Here is an 18,562-nt window from a genome sequence, read left to right as displayed (position 1 = left end):
GACATTTCTCGGTTGACGGCGGCGAACCTTTCCCAAGCAAAAAAGCGCATAAGCCGACCTTTAAAAAGTGGGAACCAAGTCATGAACACGCACAAATCTGTGGCGCTTGCCGCCTTTGCCCTTACGCTTCTGTCATCGGCAGCCTATGCCGAGACTCAATTGACCGTTTACACCGCCTTCGAGGCGGTTGATCTGCAGCGCTATGCCGACACGTTCAATGCCGATCATCCGGATATCAAGATCAACTGGGTGCGCGATTCCACGGGTGTCATGACGGCCAAACTTCTTGCCGAAAAGAACAATCCGCAAGCTGACGTGGTCTGGGGTGTCGCGGCATCTTCACTGCTGATGCTGAAGAGCGAAGGCATGCTGGAGCCTTATGCCCCCGCCGGTGTCGAAAAGCTTGATCCAAAATTCGTCGATAATTCCACACCGCCAAGCTGGGTGGGGATGGATGCCTATGTGGCGGCGATCTGCTATAACACGGTTGAAGGTAAGAAGCTCGGTCTGACACCGCCAAAAAGCTGGAAAGATCTGACCAAGCCCGAGTACAAAGACCATGTCGTGATGCCAAATCCGGCCTCTTCTGGTACAGGCTTCCTTGATGTTTCGGCTTGGCTGCAGATGTTCGGTGAAAAGGATGCCTGGTCCTTTATGGACGGGCTGCACAAGAATATTTCGAGCTACACCCATTCCGGTTCGAAGCCGTGCAAGATGGCTGGCGCTGGAGAGACTGTCATTGGTGTCTCCTTTGAATTTCCCGGTGCCAAGGCAAAGTCTGCCGGAGCCCCCATCGATATCATCTTCCCGGAAGAAGGCTCGGGCTGGGAAGCGGAAGCTGGTGCTATTATTGCCGGTACACCCAAGCTAGAGGCAGCCAAGGTGCTGATGGACTGGTCGATCAGCAAGAAGGCCAATGAGATGTACAATGTCGGCTATGCCGTATTGGCAATGCCGGGTATTGCCAAGCCTGTCGAGAACCTGCCGACGGATGTCGCCTCGAAGATGATCAAGAATGACTTTGAGTGGGCTGCGACCAACCGCAACGCGATCCTCAAGGAGTGGAACACACGCTACGATTCCAAATCGGAACCGAAAAGCTGAGGGCCTTCAGCATTTGAACCGGGTGCCGCTCAGGCGGCACCCTTTATCAATCCTTGCGAGGTGCCCCCATGAGACATGAAACTCTTGCTCGCTCTGCGGCAACGCCCACGGAGGTGCGCCCAATGACACCATCCAGTGACCCGGCGTATTTACAAATCTCGAATTTGTGGAAAGCATTTGGCGAATTTCATGCGTTGAAAGACGTCTCGCTTGATATCAAGGAAGGTGAGTTCGTTTGTTTCCTTGGACCGTCCGGCTGCGGGAAAACCACGCTTTTGCGGGCAATTGCCGGACTCGATTTGCAAAGCCGGGGAACTATTCAGCAGGGCGGCAAGGATATCTCCACGCTGCCTCCGTCAAAACGGGATTACGGCATTGTGTTTCAATCCTATGCCCTGTTTCCCAATCTGACCATTGCCAAGAATATTGCCTTCGGGCTTGAGAATGCCAAGCGGTCGCGGCGCGAAATCGAAGACCGGGTAAAAGAACTGCTCCTCTTGGTCGGCCTTCAGGATCAAGCCAGTAAATATCCGGCGCAGTTGTCCGGCGGTCAGCAACAGCGCATCGCTCTCGCCCGGGCTATAGCCATTTCCCCCGGCCTATTGCTGCTTGACGAACCACTCTCGGCGCTGGACGCGAAGGTACGCGTGCATTTGCGCCACGAGATCAAGGAATTGCAGCGCAAGCTTGGCGTCACAACCATCATGGTCACGCATGACCAGGAAGAAGCGCTATCGATGGCGGATCGCATCGTTGTCATGAACCATGGCATCATCGAACAGGTTGGCACGCCAACCGAAGTTTATCGGCATCCTCGCACTTTGTTCGTTGCCGATTTTATTGGCGAGACCAACAAGTTGCAGGCACGGGCAACAGACAGGCATGATGTAGCTTTCGGCAACGGTCACCTGAATTGTCGTCAGCACGCTTTCGGTGTGAATGAACCCGTTATTGTGGCGATACGCCCGGAAGATGTCATTCCATACGAGCCAGGATCCAAATCGGGCGACACGGCGAATCTCATCGACGTCATCATTGGCAAGATGGAGTTTCTCGGTTCCTTCTGGCGGACCCGTTTGCGCGGTGAAAGGCTTGGTGACGAGGTTCTCATCGCGGACTTCTCGATCAATGCTGCCCGGCGTCTTGGCCTTGCTGAAGGTGGGGCTTTGACGGTGGAGCTGCCTGCCGACCGTCTTCTGGTGTTTCCGAACGGAGGCCACCATGGCAGCAGTCACTGATTTGCTCATGCCGCTTCCTCACAAGACACCAAGACTTCAGTTGGACGCAGATGATCTGGTCAAACGCGGCTTGATGATCGTTATTTCGCTATATCTGATCGTTGCACTGGCTGCGCCGCTTTATGTAATGCTATCGAAATCGTTCTCCACCTATAGTTTTGACCTGACCCGGTACGAGTTTCAGGTGAGCGATGCGGCCGGTAATTTCAGTCAAGCCACCACCGCAGCTGTGCTGAACGACAGGCTTTCGGTTCTCTCGCCAGATAAGCTTGCAACGAACGCCGATGGCAGGCTCGCCGCGACCAGCTTCTTTCCAGACTTCAGCTTCCGCAGCCCGGTAAAATACCGACTACGCGGCACCACGGATGATACGACCTATCTGATCGGCTCAGACCTGCATCGGGGCACTCAATGGCAGGAGGTGGATTCCAACACCTTTCGCCGTGTTGCGCTGAGATCGTCACGGTCCACCGGTTTCGATAATTATGTCAGCTATTTTTCCACACCGACGCTGTTCCGGTCCATCCAGAATTCATTGTTCATAGCTGTTATCAGCACTGTTTTGACAGTCGGTATCGCCTTTGGCTTTGCCTATGCGATGAACCGCAGTTGCATGCGATACAAGGGTGTGTTCCGTATGATCGCAATGGCGCCAATCCTTGTGCCTTCGCTTTTGCCCGGCATTGCCTTGATCTATCTCTTCGGCAATCAGGGTATGATCCGGGATGTGCTGTTCGGTGCATCCATCTATGGACCGCTGGGCATCGTTGTTGGTTCCGTTTTCTTCACGTTTCCGCACGCGCTGATCATTATTTCAACGGCGCTCGCCATTTCCGACCAGCGCCATTACGAGGCTGCGGCGTCATTGCGTGCCAGCCGCTGGCGTACCTTCTGGACCGTCACGATACCGGGAGCACGTTATGGGCTCATCTCAGCGGCTTTCGTTGTGTTCACGCTGGCAATCACGGATTTTGGCCTGCCGAAGGTGATCGGTGGCCAGTACAATGTCCTGGCGGTCGATATTTACAAGCAGGTCATCGGCCAGCAGAATTTTGAAATGGGCGCTGTTGTCTCGGTGATCCTGCTTGTGCCGGCACTTGCCGCGTTTGTTGTCGATCGTCTGGTGCAGAAGAAGCAGGTCGCGCTGCTTTCGGCACGATCCGTTCCCTATGAGCCGAAGCCGAACCGGCGGTTCGACCGCCTTTGCCTCGTCTGGTGTGCATTGGTGGCTGCCTTCATCATCGGAATATTGCTGGTCTGCCAACTGGCGGCACTGGTCAAGTTCTGGCCTTACGATCTCAGTCTCAGCCTGAAGAATTTTGCCTTTAACCATATGGATGGCGGTGGCTGGGGCTCCTATAAGAACTCCATTCAGTTAGCTGGGCTGACAGCGATATTCGGAACCATTATCGTTTTCACCGGCGCCTATATGGTGGAAAAGACGGAAGGGTTCTGGAAAGGCCGCGCCATTTTCCATTTCCTGGCAATGCTGCCCATGGCTGTTCCGGGTCTGGTGCTGGGACTTGCCTATATTTTCTTCTTCAACAATCCTGCCAACCCACTGCATTCGATCTATGGCACAATGACTATTCTGGTTGTTTGCACCATTACCCACTTCTACACGGTGGGGCATCTGACGGCTCTCACGGCTCTCAAGCAGATCGATCAGGAGTTTGAATCTGTCGCCGCTTCGTTGAAACAGCCTTTCTACAAGCTGTTCGCCCGGGTGACCGTTCCAGTTTGTCTGCCGGCTATTCTCGACATTTCGATCTATCTCTTCGTCAATGCGATGACCACCGTTTCAGCTGTGGTTTTCATCTATTCCGCCGATACGGCGCTGGCCTCCGTTGCGGTGCTCAACATGGATGACGCCGGTGATATCGCACCAGCGGCAGCCATGGGCATGATGATTTTTTACACCAATGTGCTGGCACGTCTTGTTCACGCAGGATTGTCTCGTGCTGTGCTCGTCCGGACCCAGGCATGGCGCAGCCGAGGCTGATAATGCCGAAGCGAGCGAGCTATAGTTAGTAATGCGGGCAACGCAGCCAGCTACATGGCTTGAATGGCCCATCTCAGTCATTGGGCGCATTTGTCTTCCAGGCAATGTGCCAGCTTCCTGCAATGGCCCGCCATTGGGATGGCGGTCATTAGCCATTCTAGGTAGCAGTTTGAAACTGGGCGTCCGTGAATTCCGCCAACTAAGTCTATCATCCATCTACACGTGAAGAGCATGGATCGGTTGTACTGAATGCGCGTCCGGTTGGGCGCGCTGGGGCGGATCGCGGTTTGGTATCTTGGAAGTCGTCCGCTCTCAGTATGTGATCGAGGGTCTAGGTGAGGTTGCCCGCACATTCGGGCGGAGGGGCAGGACATCGTGAAATAACCCCGTACTCGCCCAGTTGCGCTCGGTGTAAATCGAGAGGGAAATGACTGCCATGGCCCTGTATAAAGCTACAAGTGCATCGACAGCGCTTACAATGGCACTGCTTGCTGGAACAGCCTTCGCCGGCAATACGACGTATTCGGGCAACAGTTCTGCCGGCAATACCGCAATAGTCAACAATTCTGGCGATCTCACAACGTTTCAGGACACAAGCCAAGGCGGCACAGCTACCATTGCAAACCTTACTGGCGGCGAAACGGACTTCACAAATGACAGTACTGCCGAGAATGCAAATATTGCCAACCTTGGCGGGCTCACACTATTTTCCGGCGCCAGCAATGCAGGCAGCGCGACCATTACAAATGGCGATGGGGGACAGACCCTCTTCTTCGGTATGAGCACGGCAGCCAGTGCCTCCATTTTCAACAATGTCGATGGCCGCACGGATTTCTTCAGCAACAGCATCGCAGGGCATGCCATCATAACCAACAATGGCGGTGCATTGTTATTCGGTGACACCAGCTCAGCAGACAATGCGGTCATAACGAACACCCTTGGTGGTACAACCGCTTTCATCAATTCAAGTACTGCAGGCACTGCCAATATTTCCAACAACGGAGGCAATACGGAATTCGATGACAGCAGCACCGCCGGTAGCGCGTCTCTGATCAACGCCAACAATGGACGAGTGACATTCTTCGACGCCAGTACTGCCGGCAATGCCACGATCACAAACAACAATACCGGTCTGACACTTATTCGCGGTACCAGCTCAGCTGGAAGCGCTGTCATTACCAACAACAGCGGTGGTCGAACGCTCTTTGATGACAGCGGATCGGCTGGCAACGCAACAATTACTTCCAACGCAGGCGGCCAAACCGTTTTCTTTACGAACAGCACCGGTGGCAATGCGCGGTTGATTGCCAACAGTACCGGGCTCGTCGATTTTTCCAATGGTCCTGCCACAAACACGGCGGGTTCTCTTGAAGGTAGCGGCCGATTCTTCCTTGGCGGGACTGCACTAACAGTCGGCGCGAATAATCTATCGACGGAGGTCTCCGGCATTATTCAGGATGGGGGTACCGGCGGCGGTACCGGAGCATCTCTGGTAAAGACGGGCACAGGCAAACTCACCCTGTCCGGAAACAATACTTATACCGGTGGGACAACCGTTCAGACAGGTGTTCTTTCTGTCAACGGTGCTCTGATCGGAACCGTTCAGGTGCTCAATAGCGCTACGCTTTCAGGCACAGGAACCGTCGGAACCACAACAATTGCCTCAGGTGCTGTGATTGCGCCTGGCAATTCGGTCGGTGCACTCAACATTGCTGGAGATGTAACCCTTGCCAGCGGTTCGGTCTACAACGTGGAGATCACCTCAGCCGGTACTTCGGATCTCATCGCGGCAACAGGGATTGCAACGCTGCAGGGCGGAACGGTTTCGGTTCACGCGCTTGATCCTGCAACGAACTATCACACAGGCCAGACCTATAGGATTCTCACCGCGCAAGGCGGCGTTGGCGGTACATTCGATTCAAATGTCTTGACCAATTCCGTCTTTCTGGATGCAACGCTCGCGAACACTGCAAAAGCTGTCGATCTCACAATAGCGGTCAAGCAATCCTCAACGACGGGCGGAGGTCCGTTCCCCATAGCGGCCACCACTCCGCATCAAATAGCAACTGCTGGCGCTCTTAACACTCTGCCGCAAAGCGGCAATGCACTTGCGCTGTACAACACACTTCTCATCTTGGATGCAGCATCTGCACGGAAAGCCTTTGATGCGCTGTCCGGCGAAATTTATGCCTCTGCAATAACCGTTCTTTTGGAAGATAGTCGCTTCATCCGAGATGCGGCAATCAACAGAATCCGTGGTTCTTTTAGCGGTGTCGCAGCGGTAGCGGTCCCGATTATGGCCTATGGGGATGACGGATCCAAACTTGCACCCTCGGTGACGGATCAATTTAGCGTATGGGGCACAGGGTTCGGCAATTGGGGTTCAGGCGAAAGCAACGGACACGCCGCGAGTCTTGAGAGCACGACCGGTGGCTTTCTGATCGGAGCAGATACCCAAATCGCTGACAACTGGCGCCTTGGTCTGCTTGCTGGGTATAGTCACACCTCCTTTAAAGTGGATGATCGAAATTCTTCAGGTGACAGCGACAATTATCACCTCGGCGTATATGGCGGCTCGCAATGGGGTAATCTTGGTTTTAGGGCAGGTGCGAGCTATACGTGGCACGATATCAATATCCACCGGTCTGTCGTTTTCCCCGGTTTCTCAGACGATACATCTGCCAAATTCAATGCGCACACAGCACAGGTATTCGGCGAGCTCGGTTATCGAATTGATACCAATCGTGTTGCCTTTGAGCCTTTCGTCAATCTGGCCTATGTCAATTTCAAGCACGACGCCTTTGCTGAAACCGGCGGAGCAGCGGCTCTTATCGGCAGCAAGACGGATACGGATGACACATTCACGACGCTGGGCGTCAGGGCCTCTTCGGACTTCATGTTGGGCAATGTAACAACGGCTGCGCGTGGCATGCTGGGTTGGCGTCATGCGTTCGGTGACACCGTACCCCATTCGAATCTTGCGTTTACCGGTAGCGCTGCCTTTGATATTTCCGGCGTCGCCATTGCCAAAGACGCGCTGGTGCTTGAAGCGGGTCTCGATTTCAAGCTTTCACCACAGGCAACGATTGGCATTTCTTATTCCGGTCAGTTTGCCAGCAAGGCGCAGGACAATGCGTTCAAGGCCGATATTTCGTTCAAGTTCTGACAGGGTGATGTCCCGTTGTTTGAAGGGCTCGTGCTGACCGTTTCAGACGTCTGGCCACCGATTGCTTCCCGTTGCTCCATGGCTTGCAGTGTGTGATTACACATTTGGTTGGCCGAATTGCCCGCTGTTTGAAACAGGTGACAACAGGTCGGCTCTTTTTAGGCGCTCATCCTAAGTTTCTATTATGTGGCCCCTTTTCAGCGATACAGAATTCCCATATAGTTGTATCACACAACTATTAAGGGCGACGCAGTATGGCTGCTAGCAACGATGAATCTCATATTGCCCGGATTCGCGATGCCTCTCGCCGACTTGTACGGGAGCTTGGCTTCCTGCGGCCAACACTGGCGGCAACTGATCTGCCGCCTTCTGCGGTACATGCGTTGGTTGAAATCGGCGCACGCGGGTCCATGACGGCTTCCGATCTCAGTGCTGTCCTCATCCTGGAAAAATCCACGGTGAGCAGAATGGTGCGCAAGCTGGTCAAAGCCGGTGAATTAGCAGAGGAAATCAGCAATGACGATGCGCGTGTAAAGCCTTTGTCGCTCACCCCGCAAGGGGTATCGACGCTGCAGCGGGTCGATGCGTTTGCACGGCATCAGGTGATGGAAGCGCTGACGAGGATGGGCGTCGAGGCAGGTCGTAATTTGCCGGAAAGCTTGGATTCCTATGCCTGCGCCCTGCAGGCCAGCCGAACAGAAAATAAATCTGGAGACAAGGAGTATGGCGTTGAATGATGTCGATCCGGTAATTCTGGCAGGACCCGTTCCACAATGGAAGCCGGGCGGCAAGCTGGCAGGCAAAGTATGTCTGGTCACGGGAGGTGCAACTGGCATCGGCCGCGCTGCTGCGCTTCGAATGGCTCGCGAGGGTGCATCGGCGGTCGTCATTGCGGGTCGCAGGCAGGCTATCGGGCAAAACGTTGCCACCGAACTTGAGACCATCGGCGCTGAGGCACTCTTTGTTACGGCAGATGTTGCCTGTGAAGCGGAGGTCGAGCAACTGGTCGGAACGCTTCTGCAACGCTTCGGGAGACTTGACGCGGTTTTCAACAATGCCGGGTTTCAGGAGAAGCGAGCTTCCTTGGCTGACCAGACGGATGCTGTCTATAGTCAGGTATTTGACACCAATGTGCGGGCTATATTTCATTGTATGCGCCATCAAATACCGGCGCTTCTGGCCTCTGGTGGCGGGACGATTGTCAACAACACAAGCGTCAGCGGACTACGCAATCCCAATCCTGGACTGTCGCTGTATTCTGCATCGAAAGCGGCCGCCATTTCCATAACGCGTTCGGCTGCCATGGAATATGCACCGCAGGGCGTGCGGATCAATGGCGTCGCTCCGGGGCGCGTGGTGACAGATATGATGCTGGCGTCCGGTATTGCGGATATGCGTCAGGTCGCGGCCAGCCTGCCCCTGCGGCGCATGGGCCATCCCGAGGAAGTTGCGGCGGCGGTTTGCTGGCTGCTGTCAAGTGAGGCTGATTATGTTGTCGGCCATATCCTCTGCACGGATGGCGGTTTTCTCGCGGGTTAAACCGGCACTATAGGCCCGCGATGCTATCCGAAAAAATGCCAAGGCCGTACGCCGCGCTCTGCAGATGCGGCGTGAGTGCCGCATCTGCAACCCTGTGATGACTCCTGGTTTCTTTATCAACCACGCCCAGCAACAAAGATTAGCTGCGGGGCTGTAGCAGCGCCAGAACGACCGTCGACGCAGCAAGGATGGCGGTAAGGGTCAAGGGGCCTGTAGCGCCATAGGTGTCCACCACATAGCCGCCGACAACCGCGCCAATCGTGATGGCGACCTGGAAAGAGGTGACCATCAGGCTGCCTGCTGCTTCCAGAGCGTCAGGCGCGGCACGGGACAGGTTGGTCGGCAGCACCACGGGCGCCATGCCGAAGGCGAGCCCCCACAAGGTGACGAAACCGAAGGCAACGCCAATGTGCACACCCCATAGTACCAAAGCCAGGGCTGCAAGCCCCATCAAGGCGGCGGTAGCCATGAGAGCCGTGTGGATATTGGCGTCGGCCATGCGGCCACCAACAACGTTGCCGATCACGGCGGCGATACCAAACCCGAGCAGCGCCAGGGCAATCGGTCCGGTTCCAAGGTGCGTGACCTGTTCGAGGAAGGGGCGCACATAGACCGAGCCGGCAAAATGCCCGGTCATGAGCAAAAGAATAGCCAGCATGCCGAGTTGAATGCCACGCCGCCGTGTCAGCCGAAAGACGTCGGCAAGACTGTTGCTCGTGGTGGCAGGCAGGGTCGGTAGGCTGAGAAATTGCAACACCATGGCAACCGCGGCCAGTCCCGCTGTCACAGCCATGGCGCTGCGCCAGCCCAGCCAATCGCTGATCAATGCACCCATCGACGGTGCGGCAATGGTGGCGAGCGAGACGCCAAGGGTAACGATCGCCATGCCCCGGCCAGTGGCGTTGGCGCCAACCAGCCGCGCTACGACGGCAACGGAAAGTGCCCAGAAAGCGCTGAGGGCGATGCCCAGCCCGGCCCGACCCAGCAACAATAGCCAGAAATCGGTCGCTACCGCCGCAAGAATATTGGAACCGATCGCCAAGGCGCTGAGACCAACCAGCACTGTCTTGCGGTTCAGTCGGCCGATCAGAACATTGCTCAACATGGCCGTGACGGCGCCGACGGAAGCGGTGGCAGTGACGACCTGCCCGGCCGTTCCCTCGCTGATCCCGAGATCGCGCGCCATCGGTGTCAACAGGCCTGCCGGCAGAAATTCGGCTGACACCAGCGCAAAGCTGGCAGCCGCCATTGAAAGAACCGCGAACCAGGTGGCCGGGCTCCACGCGACTGGCGGAGCGGCATCAAGATCTATCGCGGTGCCTTCAAGTTGTAATGTTGTGTCTGTCATTGAAGTATCTCCAAGGTTTGGAGATCTTCATAAACGAGTCCGCTCGGATGATATGTATCCTAAAATCCGAAATGCATGTCCGTTCGTCCGGAAATGGTGCGGCGCACAACGCCGGGCGAGACGCTGGTGATACGCTTGAACGCGCGCGCGAACGATGCTTCGGACTCATAGCCCAAACGAGTGGCGACCTCGGCAACCGACATGCCGTTTTGCCCCAACAATTCGCGGGCAAGTTGCATACGAAGACGGGCGAGATAGCGCGCCGCGCCTTCTCCCAAAACAGCGCTGAAACGCTCGGCGAAAATCGAACGCGATTGCCCTGCAAGGGCGGCGAGGCTTTCGAGGGTCCAGTTATGGCCGGGGTCTCGGTGCATGGCCGCCAGGACGCGGCCGATATGGGGGTCGCGGATGGCGGCGAGCCAGCCGGTGGTCGGGGCTCCGGTGCAATTGACCCAGCAGCGGATGAGCCGGGCGGTCAGCAGGTCCGCCATCCGCGACAGGATGGTGGCGCTGCCCATCTGCGGTTGCGCGGCCTCGACCGTCATTGCCGCGAGCAAGGGACCGACGATCGGGTCGTTGCCGGCCACGTCGCAGCCCTTGATGATCGGCGGCATCAAAGTGATCAAGGGGTTGAGCGCACAGGCACCCAGCGCCATCGAGCCGCAGAAAAGGGTACTGGTTGCCCCCGTTCCCTCCCGCACCACTTCGCTGACGTTGCTTCCCAGCTTGGTCACGTGGCAACCCTTGAGCGAATCGCCCACAACATCCGGCGCGCTGGCCAGCCGATGGGCGATGCCTTGCGGCAGCAGCACCAGGTCGCCATCGCGCAACTCCTGCCAGCCCTGCACTTCGGTGTGGATCCAACACGGGCCCTGGCTGACAAAGTGAAAACGAAGCAGCGGTTGTTGCGGAAAGGCGATGCTCCATGGATGCCGGAGCTCGCAGCGGCCATAATTGACGCCGCTCAAACGAAAGTCCTGCAGGACTTCGCTTAGCGCATCCATCGGGATATGTGGCGGTGAAGATGGTCGGGACGAATTATCAGGCATTTGTCTAATATATATGCTGAACGTCCGGCAGGCAAGTGGGGTGGTTGCTCTAAACAACCGCCTTTCCAGTCACTATTCACAAGGCAAGGTTTACCCATAGCCCTTGCCCTATCTCCAGCGCGTAAACTTGTCATGCAGACAATTGGATGCTTGCAGCGTATGCGGCCGCAGCGGTAGTGAGCACTCTCAAAACACGGGTAGCAGCGTACACTCTCAAAAGGTGACAAATGCCTGAAGTAACGAGCCTGCTTGCATTCGGATTAATTGCCTTTGGTATGGTTTGTACCCCTGGCCCCAATATGATTTACCTCATATCCCGATCAATCTGCCAGGGCCCGAAAGCGGGACTGATTTCCCTTGGGGGTGTGGCGCTGGGATTTGTTTTTTACATGCTTTCCGCTGCTCTTGGCATTACGGCACTCGTATTTGCGGTGCCGTTTGCCTACGAGGTTTTGAAATTTGGCGGAGCAATTTATCTCGGTTGGCTTGCCTGGAACGCCCTCAAGCCGGGTGGACGCTCGGCATTCGTTGTCCGAGAACTGCCAAAGGACACACCACAGAAACTGTTTGTCATGGGTTTTGTAACCAATCTCCTCAATCCCAAGGCGGCGGTTCTGTATCTGTCTCTCTTACCACAGTTCGTAAAGCCGGAGCTTGGAAGCGTGTTCTTGCAGTCAATCAGCTTCGGTTTTACGCAAATTGCCATAAGCTTGACTGTCAATGCCATGATCGCGGTTACGGCTGGTTCGATCGCAGCATTTCTTGCCAATCGTCCATTTTGGATGACGGTTCAGCGCCATCTTATGGGAACTGTTTTGGCCGGCCTAGCTATTCGAATGGCCACGGAAGCACAAAAATAGATCTGAAGGAACTGAACGCGCAGATCCAATATTGTTTCAGATGTCTGCGGCAGAACACCTACCGGGTCGCGGACAGCGCTGGTAAGAGGCAACTCCAGTGGCCGTCGGCGCCGAGTTTTGTGGCAACAGCAAGCAGAATTTTTTGCACCTCGATGACGGCCCGCGTCGGCGGATGGTCGGCCGGCATGTCAAGAACGAGGCAGCGGGTGAGACCGGGGCGTGTGAGAGCCATGGCGGACAGAGTTCCGTTTTCTTGCTCGGGATGGACCGCACCGTGCCCGAGGATCGTCAGTCCGAGACCCGCGCGAATTGCCGCCTTCGTGCTCGCCACACCTTCGATTTCGCGCACGATGTTAAGTTCTCGTCCGGACATCAGAGCCTGCCGTTCAAGCAGTATGCGGATTCCGTGGCGACGCGCGGGCGGGATCAGCGGCAGGCCGAGGGCACGTTCCACTGTCACTTCCGCATCGGGCGTGAACTGCCCCGACGGGCCAACGATGTAGAGCGTTTCTTCGAAGAGAGGTAAGGATGTCTGCTTGGCGACACTGTCGAGGGTGACCGCAAGATCGTGGAACCGTTGCAAAGTTCCGCCACGAAGAAAAGGGAACGCGTCGGTTCCGCATGTTGGCAGCGCGTTCCCGGCAAATAGCAAATCGCGTCTCAGCCGATCTCGTCGCATATATGCGGCGTTGAGGTTCACCTGATCTGACATTTGCCTGTATGGCTTGTATCAAGGGGATGCAAATGTCAGAATCGGATCACGAGTGAGAGTGCGCCGGAATGAACCAGGTGGAATTGAGCGATAACGTCTCAACTGATGCGAGCGATCCCTACGCCCGCCGGACACAAACTTTTCCGCAGCTCGACAAGGGCATGATGGAGCGCGTTTCTGCGTTCGGATCCGAGACCTTAGTCACCAAGGGTACGGTTCTGTTCAGCCGCGGCGAACGCCAGACGGATTTCTTTCTGATAAAGTCTGGCTCCATTGAGATACTTGATCTCAGCGGCGATGGCTCTAGCCGGGTCCTGGCTCTGCAGGGAAAGCGGGAATTCACCGGAGAACTCGACCTGTTCAATAGTCGGGAGAATTTGGTGACGGCGAGGGCGGCTGAGGATTCGCATCTTATCCGCGTTGAGCGGGATTCGTTCCTGCGGATGATGTCGGCGGAGCCGGATATCGGTGAAATCATCACCCGCGCACTTATTTTGCGCCGCGTCGGCTTTATCAAACACGGTCAGGCAGGCGTTGTGCTGATTGGGCCGAGCCACGCTGCTGACACACTGAGATTGCAGCGCTTTCTGACGCGTAACGGTTATCCCCACCGGTTGGTCGATTCCGACGTCGATCCCGAGGCGAAGGAAATGGTCACTGCGTTGAAAATCTGTGCGTTGTCGCTACCTGTTATCGTTCCGCCAGGGAAAGCGGTCTTGCAGAATCCGACAACCGGCCAACTGGCGGATGTGCTGGGGCTGACAGAAATCATTGATCCGGCCGAGGTCTACGACGTCATGGTTGTCGGTGCCGGACCGGCCGGCCTCGCCTCGGCAGTCTACGCCGCATCGGAAGGATTGAAAACGATCGTGATCGAAGGGGTGGCTCCAGGCGGGCAAGCAGGAACAAGCTCGAAGATAGAGAATTATCTCGGTTTCCCGACTGGTATATCCGGGCAGGCTCTGGCAGGCCGCGCGCAGGTTCAGGCCCAGAAGTTCGGCGCGCGCCTGGCCATTTCCCGCATGGCTGTCTCCGTCGATTGCGATAGGTCACCTTACCGCGTCCTGCTCGACGACGGACAAACCGTCTCCGCGCGGGCAATGGTCGTTGCCACCGGAGCCCGTTACCGCAAGCCGGACCTGTTGAACTACGAGCGGTTTGAAGGGCAGGGCATTCATTACGCGGCCACGGCAATGGAAGCGCAGTTGTGCCGGGAACAGGAGGTCATTGTTGTCGGCGGCGGCAATTCGGCCGGTCAGGCGGCGATGTTCCTGTCGCAATGGGTCAAACATCTGCACATTCTGGTTCGGGGGCAGGGTTTGAAGGAGACAATGTCGGACTATCTGGTTCAACGCATCGAAAAATCACAGCGCATTTCACTGCACGCTCACACTGAAATCACCGCTATCGACGGTGACAGATACCTGAACACGGTGACCTGGACCAATCGTATGACTGGACAGAGCGAAACCAAAAATATCTCGAATATCTTTATGATGATTGGAGCTGCACCAAACACGGAATGGCTCAATGGCTGTGTTAAGCTGGACAAGTCCGGGTTTATTGAGACTGGACTCATGGCCGGGGTTTTGACCAGCGGCTCTCCCTTTGAAACCTCGGCTCCTGGCGTATTCGCCGTTGGCGATGTTCGGGCGGGATCCGTAAAACGGGTGGCGTCAGGGGTAGGGGAAGGATCAGTCGTGGTTCAAGCCATTCACCAATATCTCAAGCAGGTTCCGGACGCCAAAAATCGATAGGCTGAAATTTGCGATAAGCATATTGGCTTTGAACTGTTGGGCTCGCAGCAATTGACTGACGCCTGTCGGCGTCAACCGCGACGCGGAACTCCCGACGGGATGGGCGCGCGCGTAACGGCGATCCGCTGCTCATGATCGTGGGTACCGAGGCGTTACATCCTGGATAGCGAGTGAAGCGTTCTCTGAGTTTTGCGTGACCTGAAAGAAATGATGACTGCGCGTGGTATCTGGATGCTCTGTGTCAACGATGACTGGCTGTGTCGGATCATTGCAACTGGCGTCGTAAAACTCGGCAAGGCTCGCTCTTTCGACAGATAACCGAAAAATCTTCTGCGCCGCGATCCGTTTTAATCCCTCGGATCGTCCTTGCTGTATCCGAAACAGAAGGAGATATGCCATGTCCGACGAATCCGTCATTTTGATCAATCTGCTGAAGGTCAAACCCGGGAAGCAGGAGGCGCTGATAGCGCTCTTGAAGCAGAACATCGATACGGTGGTCCGCATGCTCCCCGGATGGAAAACAACCCGGCTGATCGCGGCAAAGGACGGCGCCGGCGTCGTCATTTACTCCGAGTGGGAGAACCCGGCAGCCGTCGAGGCGATGCGCAGCGATCCGCACATGCAAGCCTATTTCCCGAAGATCATCGAGTTGGCGAGCTTGGACTCGATCATAGGCTCGGCGGTGTTGAGCGAAGTCCGGTGAGGGTGAACACACAAGTAAGTTTGCGCCACACAATTTACAAAGGAGAACCGCAATGGCCCGGATGGTCGTGATTTACCGGACACCAAAGGACGTAGAGGCATTTGATCGACATTACTTCGATATCCACGTGCCTCTCGCCAAGAAGATTCCGGGTCTCCGGAAATACGAGGTCAGCGACGGTCCCATCGCGACACCGTTGGGAACCCCTGATATCCATCGGATTGGAACGTTGTATTTCGACGACCTAGCGGCGATCGAAAGGGCGTTTGCAAGCGCGGAGGGGCGGGCAGCCGGGGAGGATCGCCGGATTTTTGCGCCGGATGACTCGGGCGTTCAAATGTTCCTCTTTGACAACAGAGAGGTTTGAACCCAGCCGTGATACTGGTATCCAAGCCCTGGCGGAACAGAGTGGAAGCACTATAGGTCTCGACACATGAATACGGACGAATTCGAGGATCGGCTGAAAGCGCTGCGGCCACGGCTTCACCGCTACTGCGCGCGTATGACCGGTTCGAGCGTGGACGGTGAGGATGTGCTGCAAGATACCCTGATCAAGGCCCTGCGGGCGCGCACGGAAGGCACGATTGTCGAAAATCTCGAAGCCTGGCTGTTCCGTATCGCCCACAATACGAGTTTGGATTTCCTGCGCCAACGCTCCCGCAGCAACGTTGTTTCGCTCACAGAAGATCTGGCAGATGCGACGATGCCCGAGTCGGATATCGTCGCGGTCGGCTTTCAAACGTTTCTGCGACTGCCCGAACTTCAGCGCTGCGCCGTGATTCTCAAGGACGTCCTTGGCCACTCGGTCGAAGAGATCGCGGCGATCGCCGGCAGCACACCGGCCGCGGCCAAATCGGCGCTTCAACGCGGGCGTGTAGCGTTGCGGCAACTCGCGCAGGCGCCTGAAGACACCCGACTGCCGCTGATGTCCGATCCGGACCGGCGGAAGATCACAGCGTATGTCCATCTGTTTCGAAGCGGCGATTTCGATGCAATCCGGGCCATGCTTGCCGATGACGTCAAACTCGATCTGGTGAACCGGCTCGAGTGGAAAGGGCGTGACAAGATTGGCCTTTATTTCACGCGCTATGCGGAAGAGACGAAATGGCGGTTCGCCTTCGGTGCGGTTGAAGGGCAGCCGGCCATGCTCGTCTTCGACAGCACCGGGCCGATGGACAGACCTGCGCATTTTGTCCTGATCGGCTGGTCGGATAGCCGGATTGTCGAGATCCGCGACTTCCTGTTCGCTCCCTATGTGCTCGAAGGCATAAATTGGGTGCAGTTGGGCTAAAAGGTTATGGTCGAAGTGCAACCCGACCCGGCGAGGCTATCAGCGATCCAGCCATTTGCCGCTTGATCTCGTGCCGGCGGGTTTACTTCAGGCTGTCCAGAAATAGCGAACGATGTGAAAGAAGACCGGTGCGGCGAAAATCAAGCTGTCCGCCCGGTCGAGCATGCCGCCATGCCCCTCGATCATGTGGCCCCAATCCTTGACGCCGCGGTCGCGCTTGATCGCCGAAGCAACGAGCCCGCCGAAAAATCCCATAATGCAGGCAAGCCCCGCCATGAGCCCGGCTTGCAAGACGCTGAACGGCGTCAACCACGTCAGCGCTGCACCGAGCAAAGATGCGCTGACAATGCCGCCGATCAGACCTTCCCAGGTTTTGGAGGGGGAGATTTTCGGTGCAACCTTGTGTTTGCCGAAAAGCTTGCCGAACACATATTGCAGCACATCACTTCCCTGAACGGTCGCGATCAGGAATGCGATCAAAAGCAATCCCTTGCCCTGAAAGCCGGGGATGGAAAGCGTGAGCAGGGCAGGGACATGGCTAATGCAATAGACCGACAGCATGATGCCCCATTGCTGTTCGCTGACGCGCTCGAGAAAGCGCTCCGTATCGCCCGAAATTGCCGTCAAGGCGGGCATGGCAAGGAAGCAGTAGACCGGCACAAAGATGGAATAGAGCCCATACCATTCAATCCAGAGAAGGTAATATTGGATAGGAATGATGACGAGGAACATGCCGATGAGAATACGATGATCGCCGCGCCGCGTATGGGTGAGGGTCACATATTCGCGCAGCGAAGCAAAGGAGACAAAAGCGAACAGGAAAATGACGCCATTTTTACCGAAGAGAAAAGCGACGGAAATGCCGCCGATCATGATCCACCACGCCTTTATGCGTGAATTGAGGTTCACGAGCGTTGATGGCAAGACCTCCGCCGTGCGCCGGCTTTTCCACGTAAGCATTGTTGCAATGGAACTGGCGAGCGTGAGCACACCGAGCAGGCCGAGAAAGAGCCAGACCGTTTCAGCCATGATTGAGTGCTTTCTGATGTTCCGGCGAAAGATCGAGCAGAGATTGGCGCGCCCTTTGAAGAAACTCTTTCCGGTCTTCATTTGGTTCAAGTGCGATTGGCGAGCCAAAGACAACGCGGCACAGGAGAGGGACTGGTAGGAAGGTGCCTTTCGGCAAGACGCGTGACATATTCTCGATCCAGCAGGGAATAAGCTCCACATCCGGCCGGGCCAGGGCGAGATTGTAGAGACCGGAGCGAAAGCGCAGTAATGGTTCCTCGGTCATGTTGCGCGTGCCTTCGGGAAAGACAATGAGTGAGCTTCCTTCCTGCAATGCATCGAGCATGACGACCATCGGATCCTCCGAACGCTCGACCCAATTGCGGTCAACCAGCACGGTGTTCAGCAAGTCCTTGGCGAGAATGTTCCGCAATTTATTGCGCTTCCAATAATCAGCACCTGCAACGGCACGTGTGCGCTGCCGCTCGCGTGGCGGCAGACTGGAGGAAAGCAGAATAAAATCGCCATGACTGCAATGGTTCGCAAAGAAAATGCGCTGCCGGTCCGAAGGCGCGCATCCCTGCCAGATCGGGCGCACGCCCGTAATGCCGCGAGCCAATCCGGCAAGCACCATGGCGGAAATTCGCCTTAACGTTTCTCTTGCATTCATATGCGCCCCCACAACCCATAGGTTGTAATTACAGCGAATAGAACAAGAAAAAATGCAAAAGCAAGATGCAGTTTCAACAAGAGGCAGTTTGTTACAGCCATGACGCGATGGCCGT

Annotated in this window: 16 protein-coding genes; 11 read left to right on the top strand and 5 right to left on the bottom strand. The window is 56.1% G+C overall.

All coding sequences use genetic code 11. The annotated features are described in order from the left end of the window. Positions 1–81: 81 nt before the first annotated feature. The 6 genes from ACIQWS_RS19785 to ACIQWS_RS19760 all read left to right on the top strand — a co-directional run bounded on the left by ACIQWS_RS19785 (position 82) and on the right by ACIQWS_RS19760 (position 9,049). Positions 82–1,104 (top strand): putative 2-aminoethylphosphonate ABC transporter substrate-binding protein, encoded by a 1,023-nt coding sequence (locus ACIQWS_RS19785; RefSeq protein WP_403183321.1) that lies wholly within the window; start codon positions 82–84, stop codon positions 1,102–1,104. Between the two features lie 68 nt (positions 1,105–1,172). Beyond that, positions 1,173–2,342 (top strand): putative 2-aminoethylphosphonate ABC transporter ATP-binding protein, encoded by a 1,170-nt coding sequence (locus tag ACIQWS_RS19780; RefSeq protein WP_403183674.1) that lies wholly within the window; start codon positions 1,173–1,175, stop codon positions 2,340–2,342. Then, the gene (locus ACIQWS_RS19775) at positions 2,326–4,344 is read left to right on the top strand and encodes a putative 2-aminoethylphosphonate ABC transporter permease subunit (protein WP_403183318.1); all 2,019 of its coding nucleotides are present in this window, start codon (positions 2,326–2,328) and stop codon (positions 4,342–4,344) included. Before ACIQWS_RS19780 ends, ACIQWS_RS19775 begins: the two co-directional genes overlap by 17 nt. Positions 4,345–4,780: 436 nt before the next feature. After that, positions 4,781–7,510, top strand: a complete 2,730-nt coding sequence (locus ACIQWS_RS19770; protein WP_403183314.1) for an autotransporter domain-containing protein — start codon at positions 4,781–4,783, stop codon at positions 7,508–7,510. Between the two features lie 254 nt (positions 7,511–7,764). Continuing rightward, positions 7,765–8,247, top strand: a complete 483-nt coding sequence (locus ACIQWS_RS19765; RefSeq protein WP_403183311.1) for a MarR family winged helix-turn-helix transcriptional regulator — start codon at positions 7,765–7,767, stop codon at positions 8,245–8,247. Continuing rightward, complete coding sequence (locus ACIQWS_RS19760; RefSeq protein ID WP_403183308.1) at positions 8,234–9,049, top strand: SDR family NAD(P)-dependent oxidoreductase; 816 nt, start codon at positions 8,234–8,236, stop codon at positions 9,047–9,049. The genes ACIQWS_RS19765 and ACIQWS_RS19760 overlap by 14 nt, the downstream gene beginning before the upstream one ends. A gap of 139 nt (positions 9,050–9,188) precedes the next feature. Here ACIQWS_RS19760 and ACIQWS_RS19755 read toward each other — a convergent pair whose 3' ends face one another. Next, positions 9,189–10,397, bottom strand: coding sequence for an MFS transporter (locus tag ACIQWS_RS19755; RefSeq protein WP_403183305.1), 1,209 nt, complete (start codon positions 10,395–10,397; stop codon positions 9,189–9,191). 59 nt (positions 10,398–10,456) lie between these two features. After that, on the bottom strand, positions 10,457–11,446 hold the full coding sequence (locus ACIQWS_RS19750) for an AraC family transcriptional regulator (protein WP_223614499.1): 990 nt from the start codon (positions 11,444–11,446) through the stop codon (positions 10,457–10,459). Positions 11,447–11,673: 227 nt separating this feature from the next. Here ACIQWS_RS19750 and ACIQWS_RS19745 point away from each other — a divergent pair, with 227 nt between their 5' ends. Further along, on the top strand, positions 11,674–12,306 hold the full coding sequence (locus tag ACIQWS_RS19745) for a LysE family translocator (RefSeq protein WP_403183300.1): 633 nt from the start codon (positions 11,674–11,676) through the stop codon (positions 12,304–12,306). A 58-nt stretch (positions 12,307–12,364) separates the two neighbouring features. Here ACIQWS_RS19745 and ACIQWS_RS19740 read toward each other — a convergent pair whose 3' ends face one another. Next, the gene (locus tag ACIQWS_RS19740) at positions 12,365–12,889 is read right to left on the bottom strand and encodes a LysR substrate-binding domain-containing protein (protein ID WP_403183297.1); all 525 of its coding nucleotides are present in this window, start codon (positions 12,887–12,889) and stop codon (positions 12,365–12,367) included. A 197-nt stretch (positions 12,890–13,086) separates the two neighbouring features. On the opposite strand from ACIQWS_RS19740, the gene ACIQWS_RS19735 reads away from it, so the two are divergent. The 4 genes from ACIQWS_RS19735 (at position 13,087) to ACIQWS_RS19720 (ending at position 16,769) form a co-directional block, all read left to right on the top strand. Continuing rightward, on the top strand, positions 13,087–14,775 hold the full coding sequence (locus ACIQWS_RS19735; RefSeq protein ID WP_403183292.1) for an FAD-dependent oxidoreductase: 1,689 nt from the start codon (positions 13,087–13,089) through the stop codon (positions 14,773–14,775). Between the two features lie 397 nt (positions 14,776–15,172). After that, positions 15,173–15,478 carry a putative quinol monooxygenase gene (locus tag ACIQWS_RS19730; protein ID WP_403183289.1) on the top strand — a complete coding sequence of 102 codons (306 nt, stop codon included), beginning with the start codon at positions 15,173–15,175 and terminating at the stop codon, positions 15,476–15,478. A gap of 52 nt (positions 15,479–15,530) precedes the next feature. After that, positions 15,531–15,845, top strand: a complete 315-nt coding sequence (locus tag ACIQWS_RS19725) for an EthD family reductase (protein WP_223614489.1) — start codon at positions 15,531–15,533, stop codon at positions 15,843–15,845. A gap of 66 nt (positions 15,846–15,911) precedes the next feature. After that, positions 15,912–16,769 carry a sigma-70 family RNA polymerase sigma factor gene (locus tag ACIQWS_RS19720; RefSeq protein ID WP_403183280.1) on the top strand — a complete coding sequence of 286 codons (858 nt, stop codon included), beginning with the start codon at positions 15,912–15,914 and terminating at the stop codon, positions 16,767–16,769. Positions 16,770–16,856: 87 nt separating this feature from the next. Here ACIQWS_RS19720 and ACIQWS_RS19715 read toward each other — a convergent pair whose 3' ends face one another. Continuing rightward, a complete protein-coding gene (locus ACIQWS_RS19715) occupies positions 16,857–17,798 on the bottom strand; it encodes a phosphatidate cytidylyltransferase (protein ID WP_403183277.1) in 942 nt (313 codons plus the stop codon). Next, positions 17,791–18,447, bottom strand: a complete 657-nt coding sequence (locus tag ACIQWS_RS19710; protein ID WP_288193079.1) for a 1-acyl-sn-glycerol-3-phosphate acyltransferase — start codon at positions 18,445–18,447, stop codon at positions 17,791–17,793. The genes ACIQWS_RS19715 and ACIQWS_RS19710 overlap by 8 nt, the downstream gene beginning before the upstream one ends. Between the last annotated feature and the right edge of the window lie 115 nt (positions 18,448–18,562).

It is taken from the genome of Phyllobacterium sp. NPDC097923, assembly GCF_044760925.1.
Lineage (GTDB): Bacteria > Pseudomonadota > Alphaproteobacteria > Rhizobiales > Rhizobiaceae > Phyllobacterium > Phyllobacterium calauticae.
This window is presented reverse-complemented; position numbering and strand designations above follow the sequence as displayed.

Coding starts and splice junctions, on each gene's coding strand:
- ACIQWS_RS19780 (WP_403183674.1), top strand. CDS start 1,173: ATGAGACATGAAACTCTTGCTCGCTCTGCGGCAACGCCCACGGAGGTG.
- ACIQWS_RS19765 (WP_403183311.1), top strand. CDS start 7,765: ATGGCTGCTAGCAACGATGAATCTCATATTGCCCGGATTCGCGATGCC.
- ACIQWS_RS19770 (WP_403183314.1), top strand. CDS start 4,781: ATGGCCCTGTATAAAGCTACAAGTGCATCGACAGCGCTTACAATGGCA.
- ACIQWS_RS19775 (WP_403183318.1), top strand. CDS start 2,326: ATGGCAGCAGTCACTGATTTGCTCATGCCGCTTCCTCACAAGACACCA.
- ACIQWS_RS19755 (WP_403183305.1), bottom strand. CDS start 10,397: ATGACAGACACAACATTACAACTTGAAGGCACCGCGATAGATCTTGAT.
- ACIQWS_RS19715 (WP_403183277.1), bottom strand. CDS start 17,798: ATGGCTGAAACGGTCTGGCTCTTTCTCGGCCTGCTCGGTGTGCTCACG.
- ACIQWS_RS19735 (WP_403183292.1), top strand. CDS start 13,087: ATGAACCAGGTGGAATTGAGCGATAACGTCTCAACTGATGCGAGCGAT.
- ACIQWS_RS19730 (WP_403183289.1), top strand. CDS start 15,173: ATGTCCGACGAATCCGTCATTTTGATCAATCTGCTGAAGGTCAAACCC.
- ACIQWS_RS19710 (WP_288193079.1), bottom strand. CDS start 18,447: ATGAATGCAAGAGAAACGTTAAGGCGAATTTCCGCCATGGTGCTTGCC.
- ACIQWS_RS19760 (WP_403183308.1), top strand. CDS start 8,234: ATGGCGTTGAATGATGTCGATCCGGTAATTCTGGCAGGACCCGTTCCA.
- ACIQWS_RS19720 (WP_403183280.1), top strand. CDS start 15,912: ATGAATACGGACGAATTCGAGGATCGGCTGAAAGCGCTGCGGCCACGG.
- ACIQWS_RS19785 (WP_403183321.1), top strand. CDS start 82: ATGAACACGCACAAATCTGTGGCGCTTGCCGCCTTTGCCCTTACGCTT.
- ACIQWS_RS19750 (WP_223614499.1), bottom strand. CDS start 11,446: ATGCCTGATAATTCGTCCCGACCATCTTCACCGCCACATATCCCGATG.
- ACIQWS_RS19725 (WP_223614489.1), top strand. CDS start 15,531: ATGGCCCGGATGGTCGTGATTTACCGGACACCAAAGGACGTAGAGGCA.
- ACIQWS_RS19745 (WP_403183300.1), top strand. CDS start 11,674: ATGCCTGAAGTAACGAGCCTGCTTGCATTCGGATTAATTGCCTTTGGT.